General features: G+C 46.3%; 28 protein-coding genes and 1 tRNA gene. 4 read left to right on the top strand and 25 right to left on the bottom strand.

Annotated features, from left to right (window positions below):
- Positions 1 to 46 precede the first annotated feature (46 nt).
- The 4 genes from E4V70_RS04925 to dapB form a co-directional block, all read right to left on the bottom strand.
- A complete protein-coding gene (locus E4V70_RS04925; RefSeq protein WP_122863252.1) occupies positions 47 to 793 on the bottom strand; it encodes a CAAX protease in 747 nt (248 codons plus the stop codon).
- Between the two features lie 422 nt (positions 794 to 1215).
- Positions 1216 to 1292: transfer RNA gene (locus tag E4V70_RS04920), tRNA-Met, on the bottom strand.
- 271 nt (positions 1293 to 1563) lie between these two features.
- On the bottom strand, positions 1564 to 2901 hold the full coding sequence (gene purF / locus E4V70_RS04915) for an amidophosphoribosyltransferase (protein ID WP_122863251.1): 1338 nt from the start codon (positions 2899 to 2901) through the stop codon (positions 1564 to 1566).
- 306 nt (positions 2902 to 3207) lie between these two features.
- Positions 3208 to 3975: a 4-hydroxy-tetrahydrodipicolinate reductase gene (dapB, locus tag E4V70_RS04910; protein WP_122863250.1), complete on the bottom strand. Its 768-nt coding sequence runs from the start codon at positions 3973 to 3975 to the stop codon at positions 3208 to 3210.
- Between the two features lie 142 nt (positions 3976 to 4117).
- On the opposite strand from dapB, the gene E4V70_RS04905 reads away from it, so the two are divergent.
- Positions 4118 to 6961, top strand: a complete 2844-nt coding sequence (locus tag E4V70_RS04905; protein ID WP_122863249.1) for a M16 family metallopeptidase — start codon at positions 4118 to 4120, stop codon at positions 6959 to 6961.
- Positions 6962 to 7136: 175 nt separating this feature from the next.
- Here the strand turns inward: E4V70_RS04905 and E4V70_RS04900 are convergent, their stop codons facing one another.
- From E4V70_RS04900 to mqnP, 21 genes are all read right to left on the bottom strand, one after another.
- Positions 7137 to 8438 carry an ankyrin repeat domain-containing protein gene (locus tag E4V70_RS04900; protein ID WP_122863248.1) on the bottom strand — a complete coding sequence of 434 codons (1302 nt, stop codon included), beginning with the start codon at positions 8436 to 8438 and terminating at the stop codon, positions 7137 to 7139.
- 210 nt (positions 8439 to 8648) lie between these two features.
- The gene (locus E4V70_RS04895; protein WP_122863247.1) at positions 8649 to 9587 is read right to left on the bottom strand and encodes an NAD(P)/FAD-dependent oxidoreductase; all 939 of its coding nucleotides are present in this window, start codon (positions 9585 to 9587) and stop codon (positions 8649 to 8651) included.
- 11 nt (positions 9588 to 9598) lie between these two features.
- On the bottom strand, positions 9599 to 10048 hold the full coding sequence (locus tag E4V70_RS04890) for a hypothetical protein (RefSeq protein ID WP_122863246.1): 450 nt from the start codon (positions 10046 to 10048) through the stop codon (positions 9599 to 9601).
- Positions 10048 to 10362: a thioredoxin gene (gene trxA / locus E4V70_RS04885; protein WP_009495082.1), complete on the bottom strand. Its 315-nt coding sequence runs from the start codon at positions 10360 to 10362 to the stop codon at positions 10048 to 10050. The genes E4V70_RS04890 and trxA overlap by 1 nt, the downstream gene beginning before the upstream one ends.
- A gap of 70 nt (positions 10363 to 10432) precedes the next feature.
- On the bottom strand, positions 10433 to 10771 hold the full coding sequence (locus tag E4V70_RS04880; protein WP_122863245.1) for a YraN family protein: 339 nt from the start codon (positions 10769 to 10771) through the stop codon (positions 10433 to 10435).
- Between the two features lie 3 nt (positions 10772 to 10774).
- A complete protein-coding gene (locus E4V70_RS04875) occupies positions 10775 to 12037 on the bottom strand; it encodes a homoserine dehydrogenase (protein ID WP_122863244.1) in 1263 nt (420 codons plus the stop codon).
- Positions 12034 to 13242 (bottom strand): LL-diaminopimelate aminotransferase, encoded by a 1209-nt coding sequence (locus tag E4V70_RS04870; protein ID WP_122863243.1) that lies wholly within the window; start codon positions 13240 to 13242, stop codon positions 12034 to 12036. Before E4V70_RS04870 ends, E4V70_RS04875 begins: the two co-directional genes overlap by 4 nt.
- A gap of 10 nt (positions 13243 to 13252) precedes the next feature.
- Entirely contained in the window at positions 13253 to 14050 is a 798-nt protein-coding gene (locus E4V70_RS04865; protein WP_122863242.1) for a hypothetical protein, read from the bottom strand.
- Positions 14044 to 15057: a RodZ family helix-turn-helix domain-containing protein gene (locus tag E4V70_RS04860; RefSeq protein ID WP_122863241.1), complete on the bottom strand. Its 1014-nt coding sequence runs from the start codon at positions 15055 to 15057 to the stop codon at positions 14044 to 14046. The genes E4V70_RS04865 and E4V70_RS04860 overlap by 7 nt, the downstream gene beginning before the upstream one ends.
- Positions 15050 to 15730 (bottom strand): 23S rRNA (guanosine(2251)-2'-O)-methyltransferase RlmB, encoded by a 681-nt coding sequence (gene rlmB / locus E4V70_RS04855; RefSeq protein WP_122863240.1) that lies wholly within the window; start codon positions 15728 to 15730, stop codon positions 15050 to 15052. The genes E4V70_RS04860 and rlmB overlap by 8 nt, the downstream gene beginning before the upstream one ends.
- Before the next feature lie 81 nt (positions 15731 to 15811).
- Positions 15812 to 16624, bottom strand: a complete 813-nt coding sequence (gene rsmI / locus E4V70_RS04850; protein WP_122863239.1) for a 16S rRNA (cytidine(1402)-2'-O)-methyltransferase — start codon at positions 16622 to 16624, stop codon at positions 15812 to 15814.
- Between the two features lie 4 nt (positions 16625 to 16628).
- Positions 16629 to 16829: a 50S ribosomal protein L31 gene (gene rpmE / locus E4V70_RS04845; protein ID WP_002947184.1), complete on the bottom strand. Its 201-nt coding sequence runs from the start codon at positions 16827 to 16829 to the stop codon at positions 16629 to 16631.
- An 83-nt stretch (positions 16830 to 16912) separates the two neighbouring features.
- Positions 16913 to 17569 carry a 16S rRNA (uracil(1498)-N(3))-methyltransferase gene (locus E4V70_RS04840; RefSeq protein WP_122863238.1) on the bottom strand — a complete coding sequence of 219 codons (657 nt, stop codon included), beginning with the start codon at positions 17567 to 17569 and terminating at the stop codon, positions 16913 to 16915.
- On the bottom strand, positions 17566 to 17979 hold the full coding sequence (locus E4V70_RS04835; RefSeq protein WP_122863237.1) for a hypothetical protein: 414 nt from the start codon (positions 17977 to 17979) through the stop codon (positions 17566 to 17568). The genes E4V70_RS04840 and E4V70_RS04835 overlap by 4 nt, the downstream gene beginning before the upstream one ends.
- Positions 17976 to 18158 (bottom strand): hypothetical protein, encoded by a 183-nt coding sequence (locus E4V70_RS04830; protein ID WP_002947188.1) that lies wholly within the window; start codon positions 18156 to 18158, stop codon positions 17976 to 17978. The genes E4V70_RS04835 and E4V70_RS04830 overlap by 4 nt, the downstream gene beginning before the upstream one ends.
- 5 nt (positions 18159 to 18163) lie before the next feature.
- Entirely contained in the window at positions 18164 to 18745 is a 582-nt protein-coding gene (locus tag E4V70_RS04825; protein ID WP_122863236.1) for a 6-pyruvoyl trahydropterin synthase family protein, read from the bottom strand.
- 71 nt (positions 18746 to 18816) lie between these two features.
- Complete coding sequence (locus E4V70_RS04820) at positions 18817 to 19581, bottom strand: 7-carboxy-7-deazaguanine synthase QueE (protein ID WP_122863235.1); 765 nt, start codon at positions 19579 to 19581, stop codon at positions 18817 to 18819.
- 205 nt (positions 19582 to 19786) lie between these two features.
- Positions 19787 to 20755: a GTP 3',8-cyclase MoaA gene (gene moaA, locus E4V70_RS04815; protein WP_122863460.1), complete on the bottom strand. Its 969-nt coding sequence runs from the start codon at positions 20753 to 20755 to the stop codon at positions 19787 to 19789.
- A 141-nt stretch (positions 20756 to 20896) separates the two neighbouring features.
- Positions 20897 to 21409, bottom strand: a complete 513-nt coding sequence (locus tag E4V70_RS04810; protein ID WP_122863234.1) for a DUF6115 domain-containing protein — start codon at positions 21407 to 21409, stop codon at positions 20897 to 20899.
- Positions 21402 to 21920 carry a hypothetical protein gene (locus E4V70_RS04805; protein ID WP_122863233.1) on the bottom strand — a complete coding sequence of 173 codons (519 nt, stop codon included), beginning with the start codon at positions 21918 to 21920 and terminating at the stop codon, positions 21402 to 21404. The genes E4V70_RS04810 and E4V70_RS04805 overlap by 8 nt, the downstream gene beginning before the upstream one ends.
- Positions 21917 to 22783 (bottom strand): menaquinone biosynthesis prenyltransferase MqnP, encoded by an 867-nt coding sequence (gene mqnP / locus E4V70_RS04800; protein ID WP_122863232.1) that lies wholly within the window; start codon positions 22781 to 22783, stop codon positions 21917 to 21919. Before mqnP ends, E4V70_RS04805 begins: the two co-directional genes overlap by 4 nt.
- A gap of 90 nt (positions 22784 to 22873) precedes the next feature.
- Between mqnP and miaA the strand changes: the two genes are divergently transcribed.
- From miaA to fabZ, 3 genes are all read left to right on the top strand, one after another.
- Positions 22874 to 23764: a tRNA (adenosine(37)-N6)-dimethylallyltransferase MiaA gene (miaA, locus tag E4V70_RS04795; protein ID WP_122863231.1), complete on the top strand. Its 891-nt coding sequence runs from the start codon at positions 22874 to 22876 to the stop codon at positions 23762 to 23764.
- 451 nt (positions 23765 to 24215) lie between these two features.
- Entirely contained in the window at positions 24216 to 25313 is a 1098-nt protein-coding gene (locus tag E4V70_RS04785; RefSeq protein ID WP_122863229.1) for an epoxyqueuosine reductase QueH, read from the top strand.
- 488 nt (positions 25314 to 25801) lie between these two features.
- A complete protein-coding gene (gene fabZ / locus E4V70_RS04780) occupies positions 25802 to 26248 on the top strand; it encodes a 3-hydroxyacyl-ACP dehydratase FabZ (protein ID WP_122863228.1) in 447 nt (148 codons plus the stop codon).
- Positions 26249 to 26255 lie beyond the last annotated feature (7 nt).

Below are 26255 nucleotides of genomic sequence, written 5' to 3'. Positions count from 1 at the left end.
TTTGTAGGCTTGCATGATTATTATGGTCTTTATGGGCTGTATAATTCTAATCGTATTTGTATTGTAACTTGATATCGCCTCTAAAATCGCAGCCGCCGATAGCATCTTGTAAATTGTAGCCCATTCGTAAAAGCAATATTTCCAAATCTTTTGCGAATTTTATCTTTGTAGGATTATTGTGGTATATTTCATTTCTAGCTTTTCTTATTTGCCCTATTTTGGTTATTAGGTGTTGGCGTCCGTAGGCTGAAAGTATTTGGGACTTGTATTCTTTCGTGCTTGCAAAGATGTGCTCTATCGTATGCCAATATTCATCGCTTAGCTCTTCTAGGTCTATCATATAAAATTTATCGAATATGCCAAATGTCCCTAGATTTTGTAGATCTTCATTTTTGCAACGCCTTTTTACTATATTTAATATCCTTTCAAGCTCTGGCTCATCTGCTTTAAAGAACCAATCATCGGCGTCTTGGTTGTATAAATTTGAAAAATTGACGGCTAGAGTGCTACGAAGTCCGCTCTCAAAACAGTGCAGTAAGAAAAACTTGGCCTGATGGGTTCTACGTCTTTTATTGTAGATTGAAATTATTAAATCAAATAGATTAAGGTTGTTTAGGTCTGTTTTTGGCAATACGGCGTTAGCTTCTTTGCAGGCTCCAAGTAAATATTTAAAATGCAATACCGATATCGCTCTTTTTATTCTGGCCTCAAATTCGTGATCCATAAAGTCATCGTAGCCTTGTTTAAATATATCGTATATTTTTTCATACTGGCTTTGGACTATGTCAAACATCTGCTTCCTAAGTGCTTTTTTATATTGATTGTATTATAATCCGCAGTAGCTTAGGGGGTTCTGACGATAGTTCAGGCTAAAACTACCCTAAAGCTTTTATCCTGCAGACTTCTAAAAAAAGTTAATCTAAACCTACAAAATATAAACTGCAAGCCCTTGCATCCATCGTAAAAGTATCATTATATTTAAAAATAGCCACATAATTTGTCGGTACCAAATAAAACTATTAGATTGCTTGGCTGTGGCAAAATATTTTTATTTTTTGACGTTTTTCATTGTTTGTGAAGCAAGAGTGAGATATAATTTTGAACTTTTTTGAGATAGTGTTCCACTTTTTTATACAAGTGTTCCACTCTTAAAGGAAATATTAAAGAAAGGGAAAGATCGGAAGAAACTTTTCCGATGCCTAAAATACGACGTTTTGGTGTCACGGGGGAGACTTGAACTCCCGACCTCCGGCTTATGAGACCAGCGCTCTAACCAGCTGAGCTACCGTGACGTTAAAGTTCGCAATTATATTCAACGTTTGCTTATATATTGATAAAATATTTTCATTTTTACGCAGTATGGCGCTCGAAATCAAATTTTAAAATTTGATTCGCCGAATTTCGGGCATAAATTTCATCAAATTTAAATCTATAAAAATCCAAATTTGAAGCAAAAACGTCAAAAACAAAAATTCGTGTTTTCAAGATGCGGGTTTTGCCACTCAAATTTGACGAGTTCAAATTTGTCCAAATAGGTCAAATTTGAAGCAGCAAAGGCCAAATTTACTTGATAAAATAATCCCCGTCAAAGCTAACCAGCGAGTACTTGCGCTCGCTACCGATGCTGCTAACCAGCTCGTCCACGCCCAAAAACTCGAGGCTGTCCGCGCCGATATATTCGCACACCTCTTCGGGCGTTTTGTTTGCACTGATTAGCTCCTCGAAGCTCGGGGTATCGATGCCGTAGCGTTCAGGGTATTTTAGCTCGGGGCAAGCGACCTTAAAGTGTATTTCTCTCGCGCCCGCGTGACGAAGTAGCTCGACGATCTTTTTGGAGGTCGTGCCGCGCACGATGCTGTCATCCACGACGACCACGCTTTTGCCCTTGAGTAAGCTCCCCATCGGGTTTAGTTTGAGTTTGACCTTGAGGTTGCGCATCTCTTGCGTCGGTTCGATAAATGTGCGACCGACGTAGTGATTACGCACGATAGCTAGCTCAAACGGTATCCCGCTAGCGTTTGCGTAGCCTAGCGCCGCCGGCGTGCCACTATCTGGTACCGGCACGACGAAGTCCGCGTCGATCTTGCTTTTTTTAGCTAGCGTTTCGCCCATTTTCTTGCGCACTTCGTAGACGCTTTTGCCCTCGATGACGCTATCGGGGCGCGCGAAATAAATATACTCAAACGCGCAAACTCTAGGCTCCGCTTCAAAAAGGCGCACGCTCTCAAACTCGCTTTTGCCTTGCTCAAAAACCAGCATCTCGCCGGGCTCCACGTCGCGGATAAAGGTCGCGCCCACCAAATCAAACGCGCACGTCTCGCTAGCCACTATGTAGCCGCCGTCTTTTAGGCGCCCTAGCGAGAGCGGCCTCACGCCCCATCGGTCGCGGATGGCGAAAATTTTATGGCGCGACTGGATGAGTAGGCAGTAGGCGCCCTTGATCTGTTTTAGCGCTGCGACGATGCGGTCTTGTAGGTGTTCGCTGTGACTTCTAGCGATGAGATGGACGATGTTTTCGGTGTCCATGTTGGTCTGAAATATCGCGCCCTCGGCGATCAGCGCGTTGCGGACTTCGTCTTTGTTTACGAGGTTGCCGTTGTGTACGACCGAGATCGAGCCCAGCGCGTAGTTTGCCGCGATTGGTTGGGCGTCGGCGGCGGAGCTTTTGCCTGCGGTGGCGTAGCGGTTGTGGCCGATCGCCATGTCGCCTTTTAGCGCTTCAAAGCTCTTTTTATTAAAGACCTCCGTCACGAGCCCGCGACCCTTGACGGTCTCGATGTGTCCCTCGTCGCATGCGCTGATACCGCTTGCTTCCTGGCCTCGGTGTTGCATCGCAAATAGCGCGTAGTATGCCGTTCGCGCAGCGTCTTTAGAATTTATTACTCCAACTATCGCACACATTTTTTTCCTTTTTTAGGGGCGTCTCGCGAGCGCTTTTTGCGGAGCTTGAAATTTTCGCCCTGCGACAGACTACATGTCTAGTCTTGGACGAAAATTTCTACGCAACCTCAAAAATCATCTCGCGACACTTTGCCTCTCATGCTAAAATTTAATTATCAAAATTTGAACGTAAAACGATAAGGCGAAGGATTTTTCGCTTAATTAAGGCAAAATTTAATTTTTAAGCGTAGGCTAACCGCGCGGGTTGCCGAGCTTGAAAATTAAATTTCAACGCAAAGTAAGTAGAAAAAGCCAAGCCGCTTATTATCACAGCCCAAGGCAATCATCTATCCCGTACAACCCGCTTTGCTGCCCGGCAACCCAGATAGCCGCCTTTATCGCGCCTTTGGCAAAGGTCGCGCGGCTAGTTGCGGTGTGATTTAGCTCGATAAACTCGCCGTCGTTGTAAAATCCGACCGTATGCCTGCCCACGACGTCGCCGCCTCGCACCGCTAGGATCGCGATCTCGTCCTTGCTGCGAGCTCCGACTAGCCCGTCTCTACCGGTCACCAAAACGTCTTTTAGATTTAGCCCTCTAGCCTCCGCTACGCGCTCGCCTAAAGTTAGAGCAGTGCCGCTTGGAGCGTCTTTTTTGTGTCTGTGGTGCTGCTCGACGATCTCGGCGTCAAATTCGCGTAAAGCCTTTGAAGCAAGCGCCGCCAATCGGTTTAAAACTGCGACGCCAAGGCTCATATTGGTGGCGTAAAGTATCGGCATCGCCGCGCTTGCTAGCTTTAGCAGGTTCGCGCCGTCCTCGCCAAGACCCGTCGTGCCGATGACTAGCGGTTTTGGGTCGGTGCGAGCGTAGTTTAGCAGATTTATCGCGCCCTCTTTGATCGTAAAGTCGATAACGACGTCGCAGTTTGCGAAAAGCTCGTCAAATTTGTCCGTGAGGATGGCGCCCTGGGGCAATGCAAAGTCAAGCGGCTCTATCGTATAAGCTGCGCTAAGCTTTGCGCCAGGCTCGTTTTTTAGGCACTCTATGATCATGCGTCCCATTTTGCCGCTTGCGCCGTGGATTCCTATTTTTACCAAAATTTATCCTTTAAAATTTGGGCTAAATTTAGCATAAATTTTATAAAAAATAAATTTAGCACGGCCGCCGTATTGGCTACGTGCGGGCAAAAATATTAAAAATCGCGCTATATAATCGGCTTTTTAAATTTAAAGGACGACGATGAGAAAAATTTTATTTTTATTTCTAGCTGTTTTTGCGGCGAGCGTTTTAGCTAAACAAGCGCCGGTCGCGCAGACCGCTAAAACGCAGCAGACGGACGCAAATTTGAGCTCGTCAAATTTGACGGCAAAAGATAAAACCGCGCAAAAGCTAAATTTGACCCAAGATCCCGCTATATCGAGCGGCGAGCTAGCAAACGGGCTAAAATACTACGTCAAGGAAAACAAGCAGCCTGCAAATTCGGCCTATTTTTATCTAGTCGTAAACATCGGTTCGACCGACGAGCGCGAAAACGAGCTGGGACTGGCGCACTTTACCGAGCACATGGCTTTTAACGGCAGCCGCGAGTTTAGCAAAAATGAGCTAGTTAAAAAACTAGAGAGTCTCGGAGTGGCATTTGGCGCGGATCTAAACGCGCAGACTAGCTACGATCAGACGGGCTATCTGCTAGAAATCCACGTAAACGAGCAAAATTTAAAGGACGTTTTTCGTGTCTTTCGTGATTGGATCGACGGTGTGAGCTTTGACGCGGCCGAGCTGGATAAAGAGCGGGGCATCATCATAGAGGAGGAGCGCGCTAGAAACACGCCTGCGTATAGATTTTACATCAAAAACCGCGTGCCAGAGCTCTACGGCGATAGCATCTACGCCAAAAGGTCGCCCATCGGCGATATGAATATCGTAAAAAACGTCGACGTAGCGACCATAAAGGGCTTTTACGAGCGGACGTATCAGCCTAGATTTATGAAATTTATCGCAGTCGGCGACTTTGATAAAAAGCGCATCGAGGAGATGATAAAGCAAAGCTTTAGCTCCGCTAAAAACACGAACGACTACGCAAGCCCCGATAAAACTATCCCTATAAAAAGCGGCTTTAGCGTAAACAACTACGACTCGGCAGAGATCGGGCTAAACTCTATAAATTTGATCTTCGCGCAAAAGTATAAATTTGACGGCGAGATCCAAAGGCTCAGGCAAAATTTGCTCGCCAACTACATCTCAGACCTCGTCGCGATGATATACGAGCAGCGAAATTTAGCCCTTCGCGGGCGATTTTACTCGCCGATAATCGAAGACCAAAACGTGCTTTACGCTTTTGAGATAAATGCCGTCGAGGATGATTTTAGCGGCGCGCTTAGCGATCTGGCGGGCGTTTTAAAGGGCGTGCAGAAATTTGGCTTTAGCCGGGCGGACTTTGAAAGCGCGAAAAAAGATTTTATAAACTCGGCCAAAAACGCCTATCTGCAAGCGGGCAACAAGCGCTCAAGCGCGGTCGCGGCAAATATCGAGGAGACGACTAGGATCGGCGGCGTGCTGCTAGGCGACAAGGACTTGCGCGACGTTACTTTGGCGCTGCTTGAGGATATTAGCCTTGAGGAGGTAAACGCCGAATTTAGGCGGATACTAGGCATCGACGTAAAAAATTTAAACGTAATTAGCGCCAAAGGAGCGAAGCTAAACGAGGCTAAATTTGATCAAATTTGGGCGGAGGCAAAGCCATACGACACGCTAGCCGCAAATCAATCAAAGAGCGAGCTTTTCGACTACGGCGCGCTAAAGCCTAAAAATTTCGTATCAAAAAAGCACAACGAGAAGCTTGATTTTTATATTTACGAGCTACCAAACGGCGCGCGCGTGGCATTTAAGGAGGTAAAAACCAAAAAAGACGTCGTCTGGCTAAGCGCGGTTAGTCGCGGCGGCACGTCGAATTTGCCAAAACCAAAGCAGGGCGCGCTAGCCGTAGAGGTCTCAAACGAGAGCGGGGCGGGGGAGTTTAGCAACTACGATCTGGCCAAAATCCTAAGCGGCAAGCAGCTAAGCTATAGCAAATTTATCGATCAGCTTTCGCAAGGATACAGCGCAAGCTCGGCTAGCGCGGACTTCGAGTGGCTTTTGCGCGCGCTGTTTTTGGAGTTTAGCGAGCCTAGATTTGACGAAAATGCGCTAAAAAAGACAAAAATAAACGAGCTTGAAAAGCTGGAAAAAACCAAAAATCTGCCCGAGCGCAAATTTCGCGACGAATTTGCGAGATTTTTCTACGAAAACAACCCGCGAACAAACCCGCTCGAGGCCGCGGATATAAACGAGCTGCAGATGAACGACGTAAAAAAGATAGTGAAAGAGAAATTTACCAACGCGGCTTCGTATGATTTTATCGTGGTCGGCGATCTAAATTTGACCGCGGTCGAGCCGCTTTTGCAAAAATATCTAGCAAATTTACCCGCACGCGCACAGCGTGAAAACTTCGTAGATGACGGCGTAAGGACGATTTCTGGCGAGCGGGAGTTTAAGCGAAGCTACCAAACCACGCAGCGAAGCGACGCCGCGATGATAATGAAAAGCGAAAACGTGAAGTATTCGCACTCGGAGTTACTGCGCGTAAACGCCCTATCTGCGATGCTTTCGATGATGTTACGCGAGGACGTGCGCGAGGACCGCGGGCAGGTCTACGGCCTGGGCGTGCATATGAATCTCGCAAAATATCCGTACGAAAGCTTCACCGCGCATTTTGGTTTTACGGCTGCGCCTGATAACGTAAACGCCGTGCTGGGCGAGATAAAATCAAACGTCGCCGAGCTAAAAGGCGGCGCGGACGTTAAGCGCTATCTGCAAAATTTCAAAAAATCGGCACTCGTAAAAATGCGCCAATCCTACGTTCAGGGCGATTTTTGGACGCGCGCGCTCATGCGCGAGCTGGTTTTCGGCGATGAGATTTTAAGCCTTGATGAGTACGAAAACGCGGTAAATGCGCTCACCGAGCAGGACGTGAAAGATGCGGCGAAGCTCTATCTGGACGAGAAAAACGTCGTGATAAGCGTAAATAATCCAGCCTTGGCGAAGTAAATTTAAGCCTCGGCGGTAAATTTGATTTGCCGCTTGGGCGACGAGCGAAATTTGGCTTTAGACTCGGCTGGGAGCTGTTAAATTTGAAGCTAAATTTTTCCCTCGTCAAACGAAATTTGAGTTAAACTCGCTCAAATTTAACTCAAATTTTCGCTGACATTTTATCTCCTTTTATCTATTTGCTTTGTAAATTTGAGTTTGAGTCTGATTTACTTAGGTTGCTATCTATGTAAATCACCTGAGCCATGCCCTTTTTGGCTCTACCTATGGCGCTATTTATCCCGTCTCGTTTTTCTATTTCGTTTGCCCATTTGATAAAAGCCCTAATGTCTTTAAACGTAGCATTTTCGTCGGGGCAAAACTGTGAATGAAAATTTATTTGATTGTCAAATCTTTTTATTCGTTTCGGGTCTATCGGCTTTGGTTTGTATTGTAAAAGACCGTCTTGATATATGTGCCAGTAAGGAGCATATTTGTATTTATTATTGGTTCTTTGTATCTTTTCCTCGGCCTCTTCGTCTCTGCCTTGATTCATCTTATAGATATAGTTTTCTTTTTCTTTCGTATAGTATTTTACGTTATCGTAGCACTCCTCATACGCCTTCTTTAGCTCTTCTTTCGTAGGTTGCCCTACGACATCGTATTTTAAAAGAAGCTCTAGCATAGGTTCGTAGTTTGGGTGACTATCTAGCGAGATATATAAAGAGCGCATAAAATCAGAATCGTCCCTTAGTCCGTGAAAAAACGTATTTGGATGATCGTCTAGTTTCGGTCTATACCCGCTAGCAAGGATTATATCGGCCATTTCGACATAGTTATGCCATACTATATACCTCATGGGGTTATTTGCGTCTTTGGATTCTTTATTGACTTGATAATTATCTCGAAATACTATCTTTACATCGTCTCCGTCTATGATAAGCTTTTCTATGTTGTTATAAAACGGAGGATCTATGTAGTACTGTACCGCCTTTACTTCATCAAATTTAACCCCGCTATCAAGTAGTAGCTTGGCAGTCTTTGTAGAGTTGTTTTCTATGGCGTAGGCCAGGGGCGAGAGTTTGTAGTTATCTTGCGCTCGAGCGTTTGCGCCCATATCCATGAGTCTTTTTGCTGTGACTTCGTCGTCGTAAAAGCTAGCGTACATCAAAGGAGTAACGCCGTCTATGACGGGAGAGTCTACGCTAATGTTATTATCTTGCATAAATTTTAAAATTTGATCCGTTTGCTTTGATTTTAAAAGCTTGCGGAAATTTTCGGCAAATGCGTCGTCTTTTATCTGCTTATCTATATCCCAGTATCTAAAAGCAAAGTCGTCTATCTCCTCTTGCGTTACGTATTTGCTTAGCTCCGAACCCGGGATTATCTTAGTATCGGCGGTAACTACGAAACGAGTGGGGCCGGATAGCTTTTCGTAAATAAAATTTACGAAAACGATAAGGCAAAGAGCGGCGAGGCTAAGTGCGAGTTTGTTCAAATTTATCCCTTAAGTCAAATTTGCGAAATCTTAGCCAAAAGGCGGTTAAATTTGAGTGAAATTTGGATGGGAATTTGGAAAATGCGGTGAAATTTAAATCAAGACAAATTTGACTAAATTTGAAAGGACAAAGCAAAACTCGGTAAATTTGAGAAAATTTGAAGTAAAAAGAGAAATTTAGCCGAAAAGCTCGGCTAAATTTGATAAATCTTAGTGCAGGCTCTCGATGTAGCTAAGCGCGCTAAGGGCCGCTACGGCGCCGTCTCCTGCGGCTACGATAACTTGTTTTGGCGCGTCTTTTCTGATGTCGCCCGCGGCAAATAGTCCAGGTACGCTAGTTTGCATCTTCAGATCGACGCTAACTTGGCCGCCGTCCTCGGTTTTGCATACGAATTCGCCGTTTTCTTGGCGAAGGACGTCGTTGTTTACGTTAAGTCCGACGAATACGAAAACGCCCGGCACTTTTAGATCGCGCTCGCCCTCTTTCGTATTTATGATTAGGCCTGCTAGGCCTGCTTTGTCGCCGTAAGCTTGCTTGATCGTGGCGCTTGTGATGAACTCGATTTTGGCGTTAGCGCGAGCCTTTTCTAGCGTGACGGGCGCTGCGCGAAACTCGTCTCTGCGGTGGATGATGTAGACGCGCGAGCAGATGTTGGCTAGATATAGAGCCTCCTCGATCGCCGTGTCGCCGCCGCCTAGAACCGCAACCTCTTTGTTTTTATAGAAAAATCCGTCGCAAGTCGCGCAGGTGCTCACGCCTCTGCCGAAAAACTCGTCCTCGCCCGCAAAGCCCGCGCGGCGCGGAGTGGAGCCGGTAGCCACGATGACTGCTTTGGCGAGCTCTTCTTTGCCGCCTTCAAGCTTGACCGTGAAGCTGCCGTCAGAGTTTTTTACCACACGCTCGACGCCCGCCAACTCGTGCTTTAGGCCAAAATGCGTGCACTGCGCGACCCACGTGCTCATAAAGTCTATGCCGCTCTCGCCGGGCGCTTTTTGACCTGGATAGTTTTCTATCTCTGAGCTGCCCGTGATTTGGCCGCCCGGCATTCCTTTTTCAAACATTACGACGTTTTTTAGTCCGCCGCGAGTGGCGTAAAGTCCCGCGCTAAGTCCGGCAGGACCGCCTCCGATGATTGCTAAATCTAACATATTTCTTCCTTTTAAATTTTATTTATTTTTGAATCTTGTTTATAAACGCCGCCCTTTTGCGCCTTTAGCTCCACGCTAGCGGGCAAAGCCGTGATATTTAGGACGTGCATCAGCTTTAAAATCGTATTTATATCCGAAGCGACGAAATTTATATTTCCCTCGCTTGGCGCGCGTTTTTGGAGCAAGTCCACGGCGACGATTTTTAAATCCTTAGTCGAAGTTTTTAAAATTTCTCTCCAGTTTGATTGGTTGGAGCTAAAAACCACAAGTAAAAATTTATCGTCTTGCGGTGCGAAAATTTGAGCCTGCTCGTAAAAAACCAGCTCGTTAAAATTTACGAATTTATACTGCGAAAATCTGTAATTGTTGTAAGCAAATACGCCTGCTACCAGCGCTGCACCGATAAAAGACGCAAAAACGGAGGTGAGAGGAAGCAGGCTTCCTCCTCGTCTAAAAACCATTAAAGAAGCGAATTTATCTTATCGGCAATGGCTTGTTTTGATTGTGCGCCGACCATTTGCTCTACGACTTCGCCGTTTTTGAAAAATAGAAGCGTAGGGATCGAGCGGATGCCGAATTCTACGGCTAGGTCTTGCACCTCGTCGGTGTTTACTTTACAAATTTTAGCTTTGCCCTCAAACTCCTCGGCTAGCTCGTCGATGACCGGAGCAAGCATACGGCAAGGTCCGCACCAAGGCGCCCAAAAATCTACTAGCGCGACGCCCTCTTTAGCGACGTCGAAATTCGCAGTCGTTAGTTCTACGTATTTTCCCATTTTATTCTCCTTTTTAAAGATAGTTGTAATTATACACGAAAGTATTTAAATTTTAGCTAAATAAGAATTTTTACAAACTAATATTTTCTATCCACTTTATCTCGTCCTTTTTTATCGCGATCAAATCGACCTGAAAATCGGCATTTGCGCCGTTTTGTAGCAGATAAAAGTCGATAGTTTTTAAAATTTTATTAAATTTAGCGGGCGTAAGGCGGTACTCCACCTCGTAGTCGCCCTGTGTAGCTTTGATTTCAACGAAGCGCAAAACGCCGTCTTTTTTGGCGATGACATCGATCTCGCCGAATTTGGAGCTAAAATTTCTAGCGAGTATCTCGCAGCCGTTTTTTAGCAAAAACTCGCAAGCCAGATCTTCTGAACTCTTGCCGAAAAGATACGCCCTAAGCCCCAAATTTTACTCTTCTATCCTCATCATAAAAGGCTTTTCTTTTACAAACTCTTGCTCTTGCAAAATTTCCATAGTGCGCCTTACGTCCTTTTCCACGCTCGTATGCGTCGTGAAAAATAGCGTCGCATACGGACTCTCGTCCTTTGGTTTTTGTAGCAGGCTATCGATAGAGAGGTTGTTTTCGCTCATTAAATTCGTGATTTTAGCCAGTACGCCGACCTTGTCCTCGACCCTAAGCCTAAAATAATACTTCGTGCAAATTTCGCTCGGGTCTAAAAGCTCAAGCGCGTTTAGCTCAAAGGGCGCCTTGTAGCCTAGCATCGGAGATTTGCCGTCCCTGGCGATGTCGATCAGATCGCTGATGACCGAGCTTGCCGTCGCCGGACCGCCAGCGCCCGGACCGTAAAACATCGTCTCGCCGACCGCGTCGCCCACTACGCTCACGGCATTTGTCACGCCGTCTGTTTTAGCTATCATTTTATCTTTGGGTACTAGCGCCGGATGCACGCGCAGCTCAACCTTGTCGCCGGTTTTTTTGGCGATGGCGAGCAGTTTGATGACGTACTCGAAATCGTTGGCAAAAAAGATGTCCTCGGGCGTTATGCCTTCGATGCCTTCTATCAGGATGTCTTCGGGGTTGCCGTGTACGCCGTATGCGATGCTGGCTAGGATCAGTAGCTTATGCGCCGCGTCAAAGCCTCCGACGTCAAAGGTCGGATCGGCCTCGGCATAGCCTAGCTCCTGGGCTTTTTTTAGCGCGTCCGCGAAATTTGAGCCCTTGCTCATCATCGAGGTTAAGATGTAGTTGCTCGTGCCGTTTAAAATCCCGTTGATACTTAGGATGTGGTTTGCGCTAAGGCCCTCGCGAAGGGCTCTGATGATAGGTATGCCGCCCGCGACGCTAGCCTCGAAGCCAAAGGGCGTGTTTTGCGCCAAATTTTGCAGGGCGTAGCGGTGATAGGCTAGTAGCGCTTTGTTTGCCGTTACGACGGCTTTTTTACGCTCTAAAATTTTGCTAACGACCCTAAAAGGCTCCTCGACGCCGCCCATAAGCTCGACGAAAACGTCGATATCGTCGCGCTCTAGGACGCTATCTATATCGTCCGTGAGAGGGATGGCGACGTCTCTTTTTTTGCTTAAATTTCTAACGACGCCGATAACCGGAACTATCTCCTCGCCGCATCTTGCCGCGATTAGTTTTTTATTTTGGAGTAAAATTTTAGCTACGGCTTCTCCGACCGTGCCGACGCCTAAAATGGCTATATTCATGCAAATTCTTTCAGATATTTTTTGATGTTTCGCGCTGCTTGGCGGATACGATTTTCGTTCTCGATGAGAGCAAGGCGCACGTAGTCGTTGCCGCCCTCGCCAAAGCCGATACCCGGGCTCACCGCGACGCTAGCTTTAGTAAGCAGCTGTTTAGAAAACTCGAGGCTGCCGATGTTTCCGACTTGCGGCGGGATTTTTGCCCAGATAAACATACTCGAGCTTGGCTTATGCATCTCCCAGCCGGCACTTGCAAAGGCCTCTAGCATCACGTCGCGACGTTTTTCGTAAATTTGACGGATGTCCTCGACGCAGCTTTGATCGCCGTCTAGCGCGACGGTTGCTGAGACTTGGATCGGGGTAAACATGCCGTAGTCGACCCATGATTTTATCTTTTTAAGCGCGGCGCAAAGTCGCTTGTTTCCGCATAAAAATCCTACGCGCCAGCCGGCCATATTGTAGCTTTTTGATAGGGTGTAACACTCGACGGCGACGTCTTTTGCGCCTTCTACTTCAAAGATGCTCGGCGTCTTGTAGCCGTCAAAAGTAAGGTCTGCGTAGGCGATGTCGGAGATCACGTAAAAACGCTCTTGTTTACTCATAGCCACTAGCCGCTCGTAGAAGCTCTTTTGCACGGTTACGGTCGTAGGATTGTGCGGGAAATTTACGACGACGTATTTAGGTTTCGGCGAGCTTGAGCGGATAGTGTGAAGTAGGTCTTCGAAAAATTTATTTTCGTCAAGCTCAAATTTGTCGTTGTACTTTAGCGGCATCTTTGCTACGCTACCGCCCGCGAACAAAAACGCCTGCGTGTGGATCGGATATGCAGGATCGGGCACTACGGCGACGTCGCCCGGGTTTATCACGGCTTGAGCTAGGTGCACAAAGCCCTCTTTGCTGCCCATAACGGCGACGGCCTCAGTGTCTGGGTCCAAATTTACGCCGTATTTGCGCTTGTACCAGTTACAGATGGCTAGGCGTAGTTTGTAGATGCCTGCGCTCGCCGAGTAGCCGTGAGTTTTGTCTTTTTGCGCGCTTTCGCAGAGCTTATCGACGATGTGCTGAGGCGTGCGACCCTCCGGGTTTCCCATCGAAAAGTCGATGATATCTTCGCCCGCTCGGCGTGCGGCCATTTTTATGGCGTTCACCTCGGCAAATACGTAGTTTGGAAGTCGTTCTATCGTATTAAATCTAATCTCGTCAAACATGAATTTCTCCTTATTCTAGGTAGATTTTGAGTCCCCGTTTGATATTTTCTAGGCTGACCGCATCGTCGATCATTATGTATTTCGCATTTTGAGGAAGCGAGACTTTTAGGCTATTTACGGGTTTGCTAGTTTGCTTTTCGTCAAGCAAATTTAAATTTTTATCCAAAATTCTCACGACGGCGGACCAACGATCCTCTGCGCTAGCGCTTATGACCGCGCTTTTTGCGCCGCTAGCGTCGATGAGATAGGGCTCGAGCGGCTTTGAGAGCTGAACTTCTTGCGAAAATTGCACGGGAGTTTGGTTTATAGAGGAATTTGACGCGTCGATAACGTACTCGTAGGATAGCTCGCCGGGCCTGTTGATGTCGGTTATCTCGGTGCCGCTTTCTTTAAGCGCGGCGTAGAGCGAGCCTGGATCCGGGATAAATTTAGTGTCGATCGTCACGCCCCAAAGCGCGCCGCCGGCGTTAGAAAATTCGCTCGTTAGGATGTTGTTGTAGCCTAGTCCGTTTAGAGCGTCTTTGGCGATCTTCATGATAAGTAGCGGGTTGTTTTGGCGCGAGATAAATTTGATATTTACTTTGACGTTTTGTTTGTAGGATAGACGCAGGAGCAAATTTGACTTTAAAACGTTTGAAATTTTAGCGATATCGGGCTTGCCGCTTGCGTTTAGATACGCCGAGCCGTCGCCAAAGAGCTGAGTCGCTTTTGCGCTATTTTGACCAAGCAAGCCACCTGCTATATCCACCACGCTGCCCGCAAAGCAAAGGGCCGCGCTAACAGCTAAAAGTACGAGCTTTTTTACCACGATTTGCCTTTGTTTAGAGCCACGAATTCGTCGTATGTGAGCAGTGAAACCTTGTCTTTTTCTATTAAAAATCTTTTTGGCCTATCGTCGCCAAATTTGATCGTTTGCCCGTCTATTTCGAGGTTTATGTCGCCGTGTCCGGTTACAGCGAGCTGTTTTTTGCCTATTTCGATCGTAAAGCTATTTGCGGTATCTAAAGAGCGCTTTTTGTTTTCGTCCAAATTTATAACGCCCAGCCACGTTTTTTTGCGCGGTACGATTTTTATCTCTTTGGTGCTTGCCGTTAGATGCCAAATTTTATCGTCGCTTGCTTGCTTTATCTCTTTGGAGGCATCGCTTAAGGTATTTTGCTCTTGATTTTGCGTGATATTTTCTTCTTTATTTGCTTGCGTGGTTTCGTTTTTATCGCTATTTACGCTCAAATTTACTTCAGGCACGACAACGGCTACGGATGCATTTTCTTCGGTTGGTAAAATCGGCTCGAGATTTTTTATGGCGTATAGATTTTCGTCGTTTGTAGCGTTTTTACTCTCTTGTTTTGCTTCGTTTAGGCTTTTGGCCGCTTGTTGGACGGCGACGGCTCCGGTATAGGTGACGCTTTTGTTCTTGTCTTCAAAAATATTTAAAACATTGCTAAAGTAATCACCTTCGTTAAGCACATAAATTACGCCGGCAACGGCTATAATGAGCGCTAATATAAGAAGTTTCACGCCTGTATTAGAGTGCCCGCCGTCCGCGGTGTATGCGGAGATCTTAGGCGATACGGTTATGCTTTTGTGCTCATTGTTTTGATTGTGCTCGGACATAAACGCCTCATATTCGCTCATCCACTGCGCAAAATCGATATCCAGTTCGCGCTCTAAAATTTTAATGAAGCCTTTAACGTTTAAACGTACCAATTTTTCAAAATTTTTATCAGCGATGTAGCCTAGGTGTTCGGCCTCTATATGAGTTCTTCTCGCGACTTCGTTTAGTCCCAGCTCTTTTATCAAACTTATATCATTCATTTATAATCCTATCGCAAAGTATGGCAAACGCAGCCGAGACGTTTAGGCTGTCCCAGTCGTTTTTCATTTTTATTCCTACTATTTCGTCGCTTTTGGCAAGGACTTTTTTGTGCAAACCTTCGCCTTCGCTGCCCATCACGAGCGCGACTTTTTGGTTAAATTTGACCTCGTGAGCGTTTTTGCCGCCGCTTGCCGTGGCGTAAATTTTAAATCCGACTTGTTTTAGCTCGTTTAGCAAGCCAAGCCCGTCCTCTATGAGAGCGATATTTGCCTCATAGGCTGCTCCGCTACTAGCCCGCAACACGCCTTCCATCGCCAAATTTTTAGCAACGACTACGATGCCTCCGCAGCCGAGTGCATGCGCCGTTCGAACGATAGCGCCGATGTTTCCGACGTCGCTAAGTCCGTATAAAATCGCTATAAAATTTTGTTTTTTTATCTCGTCGATACTCTTAAACTCAAACTCTTCGACCTCGGCTAAAAAACCTTGGTGATTGCCGCCGTGCGCGAGAGCTTGAGCTTTTTGATTATCCACGCGTTTTATCGGCGCGCCGACGCCTACGATCTGCAAAAATAGCGCCTTGTCGCACTCCTTAGCGAGATAGACCGTTTTGACGGTTTTTTTATAGTTTCTTATGATGTGCAAAAATAGCTGTTTTCCGTATATTATCATCGTCTGATAATAGCTAAAAATCGGTAAAATTTAGCTAAATTTCGGATAAATTCGTCGCTTGTTTAAGCGCGCATTTGGGTTTTAGCGAGTGAGTTCGGAGTAAATTTCTTTGGCGTTTCTGCCGGTGATTTTGGCTAGGAGTTTGGCCTTGGCTTTGGGCGAAATTTCAAGCTCTAAAATATCGTTTTGAGTGATTTTTTCTGAGGTAAAATTTGGATTTTTTTGTACGACGACGCACCACTCGCCGCTTAAATTCGTATTTTGCAGTTTTTTTGCCAACTCGCTTGCCGTGGCTCTAAATTTGGTTTCAAATTTCTTCGTAGCTTCTTTTATGGCAAAAATTTCTCTATCCGGCTCAAGCTTGGCAAAGTCTAAAACAAGCGAAAGTATGCGTTTGGGGCTTTCGTAGATTACCGCGGGAAACGGCGAATTTAGCGCATTTTGTATAGCTGCGGCTCGCTCTTTGCCGTTATTTGGCAAAAATCCTAGAAAACAAAATTCTTTTTCGCAAAGACCGCTTGCGACGACGGCTAAGAGTGCGGCGTTTGATCCGCTTAGCACTTCGTATGCGATGTCGTTTTTTATAGCGAAATTTACGAGCGCGGCTCCAGGATCGCTGATGCCCGGCATGCCCGCATCGCTTAAAAATGCGACGTTTTTATCAAAAATTTCAAGCTCGATTTTGGATAAAATTTCATCTTCGTTATGCGTATGTAGAGGGATAAATTTTTGGATATTTATATTTGCGTCAAAACGCGTATTTAGCAGATTTATGAGGGATTTTGCGACTCTGGTATCTTCGCAAAAGAGTACCTCGCATTCGCGCAAAACGCTCAAAGCGCGAAGCGAGATATCGCTTAAATTTCCTATCGGCGTAGGAACGAAATATAGCAAAGGATTATTTTAAGTTATATTTTTTCTTAAATTTATCGACGCGGCCTGCGCTATCTACGATCTTTTCGCTGCCCGTGAAAAACGGATGGCACTCTGAGCAGATGTCCACTCTGATCTCGTTTTTGTTTGACTTCGTAGTGAAGGTGTTGCCGCAAGCGCAAGTTACTTTGCACTCAACAAATTCCGGATGAATTTCTTTTTTCATTTTTTGTCCTTTTATCGTCTGATTTTTTAATTTTCATTTAAAGTAAGGCGAGATTATACAAAAAACTTCGTAAAAAATCAAATTTAAATCAAAATTTTAGCCGCTATGCCTAAAATCGCCGTTTGCGAGCGCAAAATATTTTTTGCTCTCAGTCCGTATTTTTTCGCGACCGCCTCTCGCTCGCTTCCGCTAAATCCACCCTCGGGCCCGACCGCTAAAATTTCCTTGCCCGCATAGCCGTCTAGATTTTCGCCTTCAAAGTCGATAAGAGCGACGTTTGGGTAAAATTTAACCATTTCGTCCAGGCTTTTATAAATTTCAAATTTCATCAAATCGTTTCGTCCGCACTGCTCGCACGAGCTTATCAAAATGCGCTCTAGGCGCGAAAAATCGAGCTTAAAGTTTTTTTGCGAAAACTCGCCGTAAAAAAAGACGATTTTAGCTACACTCATTTCATTTAGGCCGGGCAGCGTTTTTTCGATCGTTTTTGGATCGACGACGGCCCAAGCTAGCGCTAGATCGCTATTTCGCGCTTCCACGTCGTGCGAAAATATCAAATTTAGCTCCGCGCCTCTTTTGTCTAAATTTACGATTTCATAGATGTGGTTTTGTCCGTCGGTCAAATTTCGCACGTCGATGCGCTCGCCTACCTTAGCGCGCCGTGCCTTTAGGTGCAAAAACGCCTCGCCCTCAAGCCTAATTTGCTCGTTTTTGGCCTCTTTTGAATATAAAAATTTCATCTCACCCCGCTTGCAACTAGTATCAAAACAAAATCGGCCGCGATTTTTAGGCGCATTTTGGCTCTAAAAGCGGCGAAATTTTTAGTTTTCATCGCAGTTTTTAGCCGCTTAAACTCCATCGCCCCAAGTCCGATAAGTAGCGCCCAAACCGCGATCATAACGAGAGCTTTGAGGCTCGGATAAAAGTAAAAAACGCTCATCAAAAGTAGCCCCGTAAGCATCATCGCAGCTAAAAACGCGTAGTAGGTAGGCAAAAACAGTCTGATGCGTTTAGCGTAGGCTGGCGAGTTTATACCGAAATTTATCAGGCAAAAGTGCGCCGCGACTAAGGCCAAAAGCGTAAAGGCAAGCCCGATGTGGATGGAGCGCGCTAGCTCGTAGAGTTCTGATAGATGCTCGTTAAATTTCATTTTTCAGGCACCGGCTCTGGCGGCATATTTTCGTCGATACTTACGTTTGCGTCGCTTTGCGCGATAGGTACGTCGCTAGGCACCGTGCCGCCAAGATCCAGCGACGCGGGCTCCTTTTTCTCCTCGCAACCGCCAAAAAACAGCGCCGCCAGCGTCAAAATCGCAAAAATTTTCCTCATTTGCGCTAGACCTCCTTTGGATTTACTATTTTTTTGCCTAGCTTGATTTTCTCAAACAACTCCTCGTCCTCCCACTCGGCTCTAACGCCCTCGGAAAAGACGATCTCGTTCAAATTTACCTCGCCCATTTTGGCGTTATACGCATCCTCTCTGAAGCACTGCGCATAGCCCGTGTCGGTCTCGTGGACGATGACGCTGTGAAGCTCCACTTCACGCTCGCCGTTTTGCATCTGCGTGGTTTTTAAAAGCCTATCGATCATCACGAAAAATATCCTGCAAAACTGCTCTGCGGAGGGATTTAGCGGGATCTCGATCCAGCGCGCAGAGTGCTTTTTGAGATCGTTTTTATACTCGGCTCCATCGCCGCTAAATATCGTCGTGCAGTGATCAAAGCTATCGATGATGCAGCCGATTTCGCGCTTCATCAGGCCAAAATCATACACCATCCCCGCGTTATCGAGGAAATTTGACTCCAGTAAAATTTCAGCCCTATAAGAGTGCCCGTGGATACTAGTTTTGCAGCGTTTTGAGCTACAAAATCTAACGATATGGGCGTTTTCAAATTTAAACATTTTTCTTATTATCATCTTGGCTCCGTTTATTAAATTTTACCGTTTTGTGGCGCAAAGATACGGGTAACGCCGCCTAAATTTACGCTTTAAACCCCTTCTTTTGCGCCCCAAAGCCTGATATGCAGGCGATCGGAGTAGCTAAAACCGTGCTTGATCGCAAACTGCGCGACGGCTACGGCGTTTTGCTCAAGGCTTATTTTATCATAACCTTGCGGCATACAAAAGACTTCGGCGTCGCAAATCTCTAAAATGCGCGAAATTTGCGCTATGGCCGAGCCGTCCTCTACGCTTTTTTTGTCAAGGACGAATTTATAAAAACTGCCAGCGGCGTTTTGTTTTATCGCTTTTAGAGCGCTATCGTTGATACGTCTAGCCTCGCTCTCGCCGCTATTTTCAAGCTTGACGCTGACAGCAAAGCGACATCTTTTATAAATCTCAAATTTGGCAAAATCCACCTCGATAGTGCCGTTCGTCTCAAAATGCGGCTCGTATCCCTCGCTAGTCGCAAAATCCAAAAAATCTAACAAAATTTGGTTTTTATGATGTAGTAGCGGCTCGCCGCCGGTGATGACGATGATAGGTTTTTGGCGTAAATTTGCGCTTAAATTTTGCGTTATTTTTATGAGTTCGTCCGCGCGCGAGATTTTTTGATACGAAAAATGTCCCGTAAAAACCGCGCGTATCGTGTCGCAGCCAACTAGCGTTTCGCCGGTTTTGGGCGAGACGGCGCGCACTCCAAAGCCTGCGCAGTTTAGGTTGCAGCCCGCAAACCGCAAGAAAATCGCCAAACGGCCGCTACTTGCGCCTTCGCCTTGGATGCTTAGAAAACTCTCGACTAGGTTTAAACTCAAATTTCGCCTTTTAAATTTTGGTCGATTATAGCAAAATTTGAAGGGTAGTTTTATGGAGTTAGGCGGATTTTACGTCAAATTTGAGCGGGTTTTGATAAAAAACGGCGGTAAATTAGCGGGTAAAAATGTAAAAATAAAGCGCAATTAAATTTGATAAAAAGCAGGCTAAATTTACGTTAAAATCGGTGTAAATTTAGCTCTGATTTCAGCCGCCCGTTTGGTAAAAGGCGCGGCTTGAGGTCTCGTTTTGAGAACCGATCGCCCATTTGTTTTCTTTGGGTTTATTTTGTAAAACCTGGCGTAAAATTTCGCTAGCGCCCGCGATATCGCCCTTTCTTACGGCGTCTTTTATGCTCATCGCATCCTCGAAGTATAGGCACGGGATGAGATGCCCCTCGGCCGTGAGGCGTATGCGATTACAGCTCTCGCAAAAGTCGTGTTTGTGCGGGTCGATGACGCCGAAGGTATAGCCGTCCTCTAGTCTGTAGATGCTGGCCGGGCTCGTCGGGATCTTTTCGGCTGCTTCGAAGCGATATTTTTTTGCGATGACCTCTAAAATTTCAGCCGATTTCATGCCTTTTAGCTCGTCCGTCGCGTGGATATTTTCCATGTATTCGATAAAGCGAATCTGACAACCCATAGAGCGCGCAAACTCTAGTAAAGAGACGATCTCGTCGTCGTTTACGCCTCTTAGCGCGACGGTGTTTAGCTTGACTTTTAGTCCGGCTTCAAGCGCAGCGTCAAGGCCCGCTAAAACCTCGTGCAGGACGCTTTTTTGCGCAAGAAATTTAGCCTTTTCGGTTTTTAAGCTATCAAGCGACATATTTATGCGCTTTAAGCCCGCGTTTTTGAGGGCTTTTGCGTAGTGTTTGAGCATAAAGCCGTTTGTCGTGATAGCTAGATCGACGTCCGGGCTATGCTCGCTTATCATCGCGATAAATTTGTCCAAGTCCTTACGCAGTAGCGGTTCGCCGCCCGTGATACGGATCTTTTTTACGCCTTCGTCTAGGCAGACTTTGACAAATAAAAACAGCTCCTCAAAGCTTAGTAAATTTTCCTTCGGCTCCCAGCTAAACGGAGTTTTAGGCATGCAGTATTTGCATCTAAAGTTGCATCTTTGCGTGACCGAAATACGCAGATAATCAACCGTCCGTCCGTGCCCGTCTATTAACATTTTTCCGCCCTTAAATTTTATCAAAACCATTTAATTTTGATTTGGTTAAAAGGCATTATAGGAAGTTAAGCTTTAAATTTTTTTAAAATTCGCGTATGAAAATAATGTTATTTTTTTATATTTCGCGCCTAGGTTATAACGCTATATCAGCTCTCGCAGTTTTAGCGTCAGCTCAACCTTGCCGACGCCCACGCACAGCTCTTTTGCGATGCTTTCGACGCTTTTGCCTTCGCTATACATCTGCACTATGCGCTTTTCGTCGTCCTCGCCGTTTGGAGCGGAGATTTTGCTGATGCTTTTTGTGCGCTCCTCAAGCGTAAAAAGCCTATCTTGCTGCTGGCTTTGGAAGCTATCTATCGAGCTTTCGATGCCTTGGAGGGTGTTTATTATCGGGGTAATTTTTTGATTTATTTTTTCGTTTAGACGCTGTTCGAGGTTACTTTCTAGCTGCACTACGTCAAATTTGGCCGGCTCGCTTCGGTCTAAACTCGCGACCTGTTTTTTTACCGCGTGTAGCTCTTGCATCAGGCTTTCGATCGCTTTTTCGTATCTTGAAAATTTTCTCGATGCTTCTAAGTCTTTTATAAAAACCAGCACGAAAAGCACCGTCAAAATCAGCCCAAAAATGACAAATATTATCAAGTCGTTATTCATCGTTCATCTCCTTTAGTTCTCTTATCATAGCGCGCTCCCTAGCCGTCACGTAGCCGTTGTAGTCGCTCTCGTCGCTCTCGTTTATGCGCGTGATTTTGGCGGTTTTCTCATCTAGCGCTTCAAAAAATATCGCCACGTCTCGCTTCGGAAAAATGGGCATGAAAATGCGTCCGTAGTAGCCGGCGCCGTTTTTAAATTTAGCCTCTTTTATCCTAAAATTTTCAAAATTTATCCCCTCTAGCACGCTAGATTGCGCAAGCTCGAGTTTTACGAATTTCTCGTTTTTTATGTAGGCGTTTAGCTCGTCAAATTTACGGTGAAGCTCGACAAGCAGCGTCAGTATCACCTGATCGCTTTCCTTCGTGTCGCCTTTTGCTTTGGCGCGCTTTATCCACGCTCCCAGCGGATCGTCCTCGTTGCCGCTTAGCTTGTCGAATTCGCGCAAAAACTCGCTCTCGCGCCCGCTCGCTTCCTCAAAAACTATGTCTAAATTTGCCGGAACCAGTCTCATAAGCTAGCCCAAACGAAAACGAAAAAAAGTATGCCCAGATAGCCGTTTAGCGTGAAAAATGCGCGGTCGATCTTGCTAAAATCTCGCCTAACGATGCGGTGCTCGGCCACTAGGATACCCCCGCAGAGCAAAATGCCCGCATATGTCGCGGCGCCGAGCCCTCCCGTCCACGCAAAAAGCAGCCAAAAGATCACGGCCGTGGCGTGAAAGATCGCCGAGATAAACATCGTAGCCTTTTCGCCGTAAACGCTAGGTATGCTAAAAAGCCCGTGCTCGCGGTCAAAATTGACGTCTTGAAGTGAATAAAGCAGGTCAAATCCCGCCACCCAAAACATCACGCCAAGGCAGAGTAGCACGCTAAAAAGCGGTATCTCGCCCGTAACCGCGACGGCTCCGGCAATGGGCGCAAGACCTAGCGAGAGGCCAAGGACTAGGTGCGCTAGCTCGCTAAAACGCTTAAAAAGCGAATATCCGCCAAGCACCGCTAGGATCGGAAAGCTCAGCCAAAACGCAAGCTCGTTTACGAGATATGCGACGAGCACGAAGATGACGGCGTTTGCCGCGATAAAAATTTGTAAATTCGTCCTACCAATACGCCCGTCCACGCTAGGGCGATTTGCCGTGCGCGGGTTTAGTTTGTCGATGTCCTCGTCCTTGTAGCGGTTAAAGGCCATCGCGAAATTCCGCGCCGAAACCGCGCAAAGAACGCCCAAAATAAGCAACTTCCAGCCGAACCAAGCCGTGCCGTTTATCTGCGCGCTCGCCGTTATCATCGCGGTAAATATAAAAGGCAGCGCGAAAATAGAGTGCTTAAAGACGATCAGTTCGTTAATATCTTTTAAAATATTTATAAATTTTTGCATAATCTTCCTGAAATTTTTGCTTTATTTTATCTTATAAAAGCGTAAATTGTGATAAAATTTGAGCAGATTCACGAATTTTAAGGCATTTTTATGAAAGAACTCGCCATCATCGGCACCACCGCTAGCGGAAAAACGGCGCTCGCGCTAAAGCTTGCGAGCGAATTTAACGGAGTGATTCTGAGTCTTGATTCGCTTTGCGTTTATAAATTTATCGATATCGCAAGCGCTAAGCCGACCGCAGACGAGCTAGCCTTGGTGCCGCACTTTGGGGTAAATTTGCTCATGCCCGATGAGCATTTTGACGTCGGGATGTTTTTTGAGGTTTATAAAACGGCTCGCGAATTTGCGCAAAAAAACTCTAAAAATTTATTTATAACCGGCGGCAGCGGATTTTATCTAAAGGCCTTGCTGTCGGGTCTCACGCCCAAATTTGAGCGCGTAGAAAGCAGCCTATCAAACGCTAAAATTTACGAGCTCGTTTTAAGACTCGATCCAGAGTTTGCCGCCAAATTTAGCGCAAACGATACCTACCGCCTGCAAAAGTGGTTTGATATCTACTCGTTTTTGCGCTCTAGCGGGCGAAATGATGCCGTGAGCGCGTATCTGCGCGAAAATACCCTAGCTCCCGTCGCGTCAAATTTGGCGATTTTCGAGCTTAGCTGGGATAGGGACGAGCTAAGGGAGCGTATCAAAGAGCGCACTAGGGCGATGTTTGAGCAGGGTTTGCTGGATGAGGCGCGGGAGCTGTTTGCGCGGTATCCGCAGCGACCAAAGCCGCTAAACTCGGTCGGCCTAAAGGAGTGCGGCGAGTTTTTGCGAGGCGAGATCAAAACCCAGACCGAGCTAGAGGAGCTCATATGCACGCACACGGCGCAGCTGGCTAAGCGTCAGCGGACGTTTAATAGATCGCAGTTTGAGGGTAAATTTAGCGGTTCGGTCAAAGAGTGTGAAGAGAAAATCATAGAATTTTTAAATGGTTAAATTTGCAAATTTAGCGGCTTGCCTCTTGCGCGCTTTTAAATGATTTCGTAAATTTCGCCCTGCGACAGACTACATGTCTAGTCTTGGGACGAAATTTACTTCAAAACATTTAAAATCATCGCAAGATACTTTGCCTTATCGTTTTACGGTCAAATTTGCAAATTTAACTCGAAATTTTACGCACCGAGACCTGCATCTTGACAGTGCTAAATTTGGTTTTCAAACTTTGATACATTGCTTGAAACTATCGCGCCGCACATTTTTAAATTTAAGCTGCTAGCTTTAATGAAATTTGCAGTTAAATTTAGTAAAATCGGTAAAAAATATTCAAGACAAAATAGGCGTAGTTTAAATAAATTTTTCTTGCCCGCAAAGGAGCGGACCGGTCGTCCGTGACTGCGGCGGGTATAGAAAAATTTATTCTAAAATCCGTCGTTTATGGGGAATTATAATGTTAGTTCACATCTGCTGCTCGGTCGACAGCCACTATTTTCTGCAACGCCTACGCGCCGACCGTCCGCACGAGCGTCTCATCGGCTATTTCTACGATCCAAACATCCATCCGTATAGCGAGTTTTTGATGAGGTTTCGCGACGTAAAAAGAAGCTGCGAAAAGCTAGGCATCGAGCTCATCTGCGGTGAGTACGAATACGAGGCGTGGCTTGCGGGCGCAAAGGGGCTTGAAAACGAGCCTGAAAAGGGCAAGCGCTGTGCGTATTGCTTTGATTTTCGCGTGGGAAATTCGGCCCAAAAAGCGTGCGAGCTAGGCGAAAAATCTATCACCACGACGCTGCTGATGAGCCCGAAAAAAGACTTCTCGCAGCTAGAATCCGCGCTAAATAGGGCTGCGGGCAAATACGGCCTTGAAACCTTTGCCGTGGACTACCGCGCGGGCGGCGGCACGAACGCGCAGTTTGAGCTCGCTAAAAAAGATAAACTCTATCATCAAAACTACTGCGGCTGTATTTTTGGGCTTAGCAAGCAGCGCGAGGCGCAAAAACTGCCGCTTAGCGAGCTTATGAGCGAGGTTAGCGGGCGGGTGATGCCGGGCGGCATCGAGGAGCGTTTGGAGCTTTATGAAAAGGTGCGAGAGTGCGAGGCTGCGGGCACGCCGTTTCATCTATCGCGCAAGTATTTTCTAAATTACCGCTTGCTGCGCGCCTACGTCAAATTTGATAAAGCCGCCCTGCCGTCGTATTTTTTGCTCTACTCGCATTTTAAGCGCGAGAACGTCAAATTTAGTGTGAGCGAGACGGCGCAAATTTGCGACGAGCTGCGAGACGGCGTGACGCTATTAAATTTGGCTAAATTTAACGAGCTCTCGGGCGAAAAATTCGCTAGCGTAAATGAGCTTTGTCGCCGGCCTATCGCCGTATCTCGCGAGCTGGAAATCCGCCGCGAGCTGTGCGGAGAATTTAGCCAAAATCCTATAATCGTGCTGGATGAAATTCGCGCGGGCAGATACGAAATCTACGCTAAAGACGAGCTTTATAACGATAGCCGCGAGGTTTTGACGATGGAAATTTGCGCCGCCTGGACCGGGATTTGACTCTCGCCGCAAGGACGGCAAATTTGGAAGCAAATTTGAAATATGAGCGGGCAAATTTGAGCAAATTGGGCGGGTAAATTCCGGCAAATTTTGGTTAAATTTCGATGCAAAATTTAACCCGCTCGACAAAAAAATCAAGTCTGAATTTGAGCCCGAAACGGTCAAATTTAGCAAGCAAAAGTAAGCCGAATTTAGCTGGCCGAGCGAAAAAATAAAACGAAATCGGCCGAATTTGACGCAAGTTAGCCGAGTAAATTCGAGCAAATACTAAAACAACAAATTTAAGCAATCAAATTTGACGAACGCGGATGAGCTAAATTTGAGTTAATTTAAGGTTAATTTAGCTCGCGCCGCAAATTTGCCCATTAAATTTGGTGCCAAAAAGCACGAAAATTTAGCCGCTAAATTTTGCCCCGGCCAAATCAATAATCTTTTTCTTAGCAAAATTTGGCTAAAATCGGCTTTAAATTTTACTCACAAGGTTTAAAGTGATCGACATCGTTGAAATCCAAAAAATACTCCCGCATAGGTATCCATTTTTGCTCATCGACCGAGTGACCGAGCTAGAGCCCGCTAAACACATCGTCGCGTATAAAAACGTCACTATCGGTGAGCCCGTGTTTCAGGGACACTTCCCGGGTCACCCGATATATCCGGGCGTGATGATCATCGAGGGCATGGCGCAGGCCGGCGGCGTACTCGCGTTTAAGAGCATGAGCGACGAGCATCAAGCGGGCATCGAAAATAAAGTCGTTTATTTTATGAGCATCGACGGAGCGAAATTTCGCCATCCGATACGCCCGGGCGACAGGCTCGAGTACCGCCTTGAAGTGCTAAAACACAAAGGCAATATCTGGGTGCTAAAAGGCGAAGCCTACGTGGACGGCACGCTAGCGTGCGAGGCCGAGCTAAAAGCTATGATCGTAGATAAATAAGCGAGCC

The sequence above is a fragment of the Campylobacter showae genome (assembly GCF_900699785.1).
GTDB lineage: Bacteria > Campylobacterota > Campylobacteria > Campylobacterales > Campylobacteraceae > Campylobacter_A > Campylobacter_A showae_D.
The sequence above is the reverse complement of the archived record's forward strand: the minus strand, read 5'-3'. Positions and strand labels throughout refer to the sequence as shown.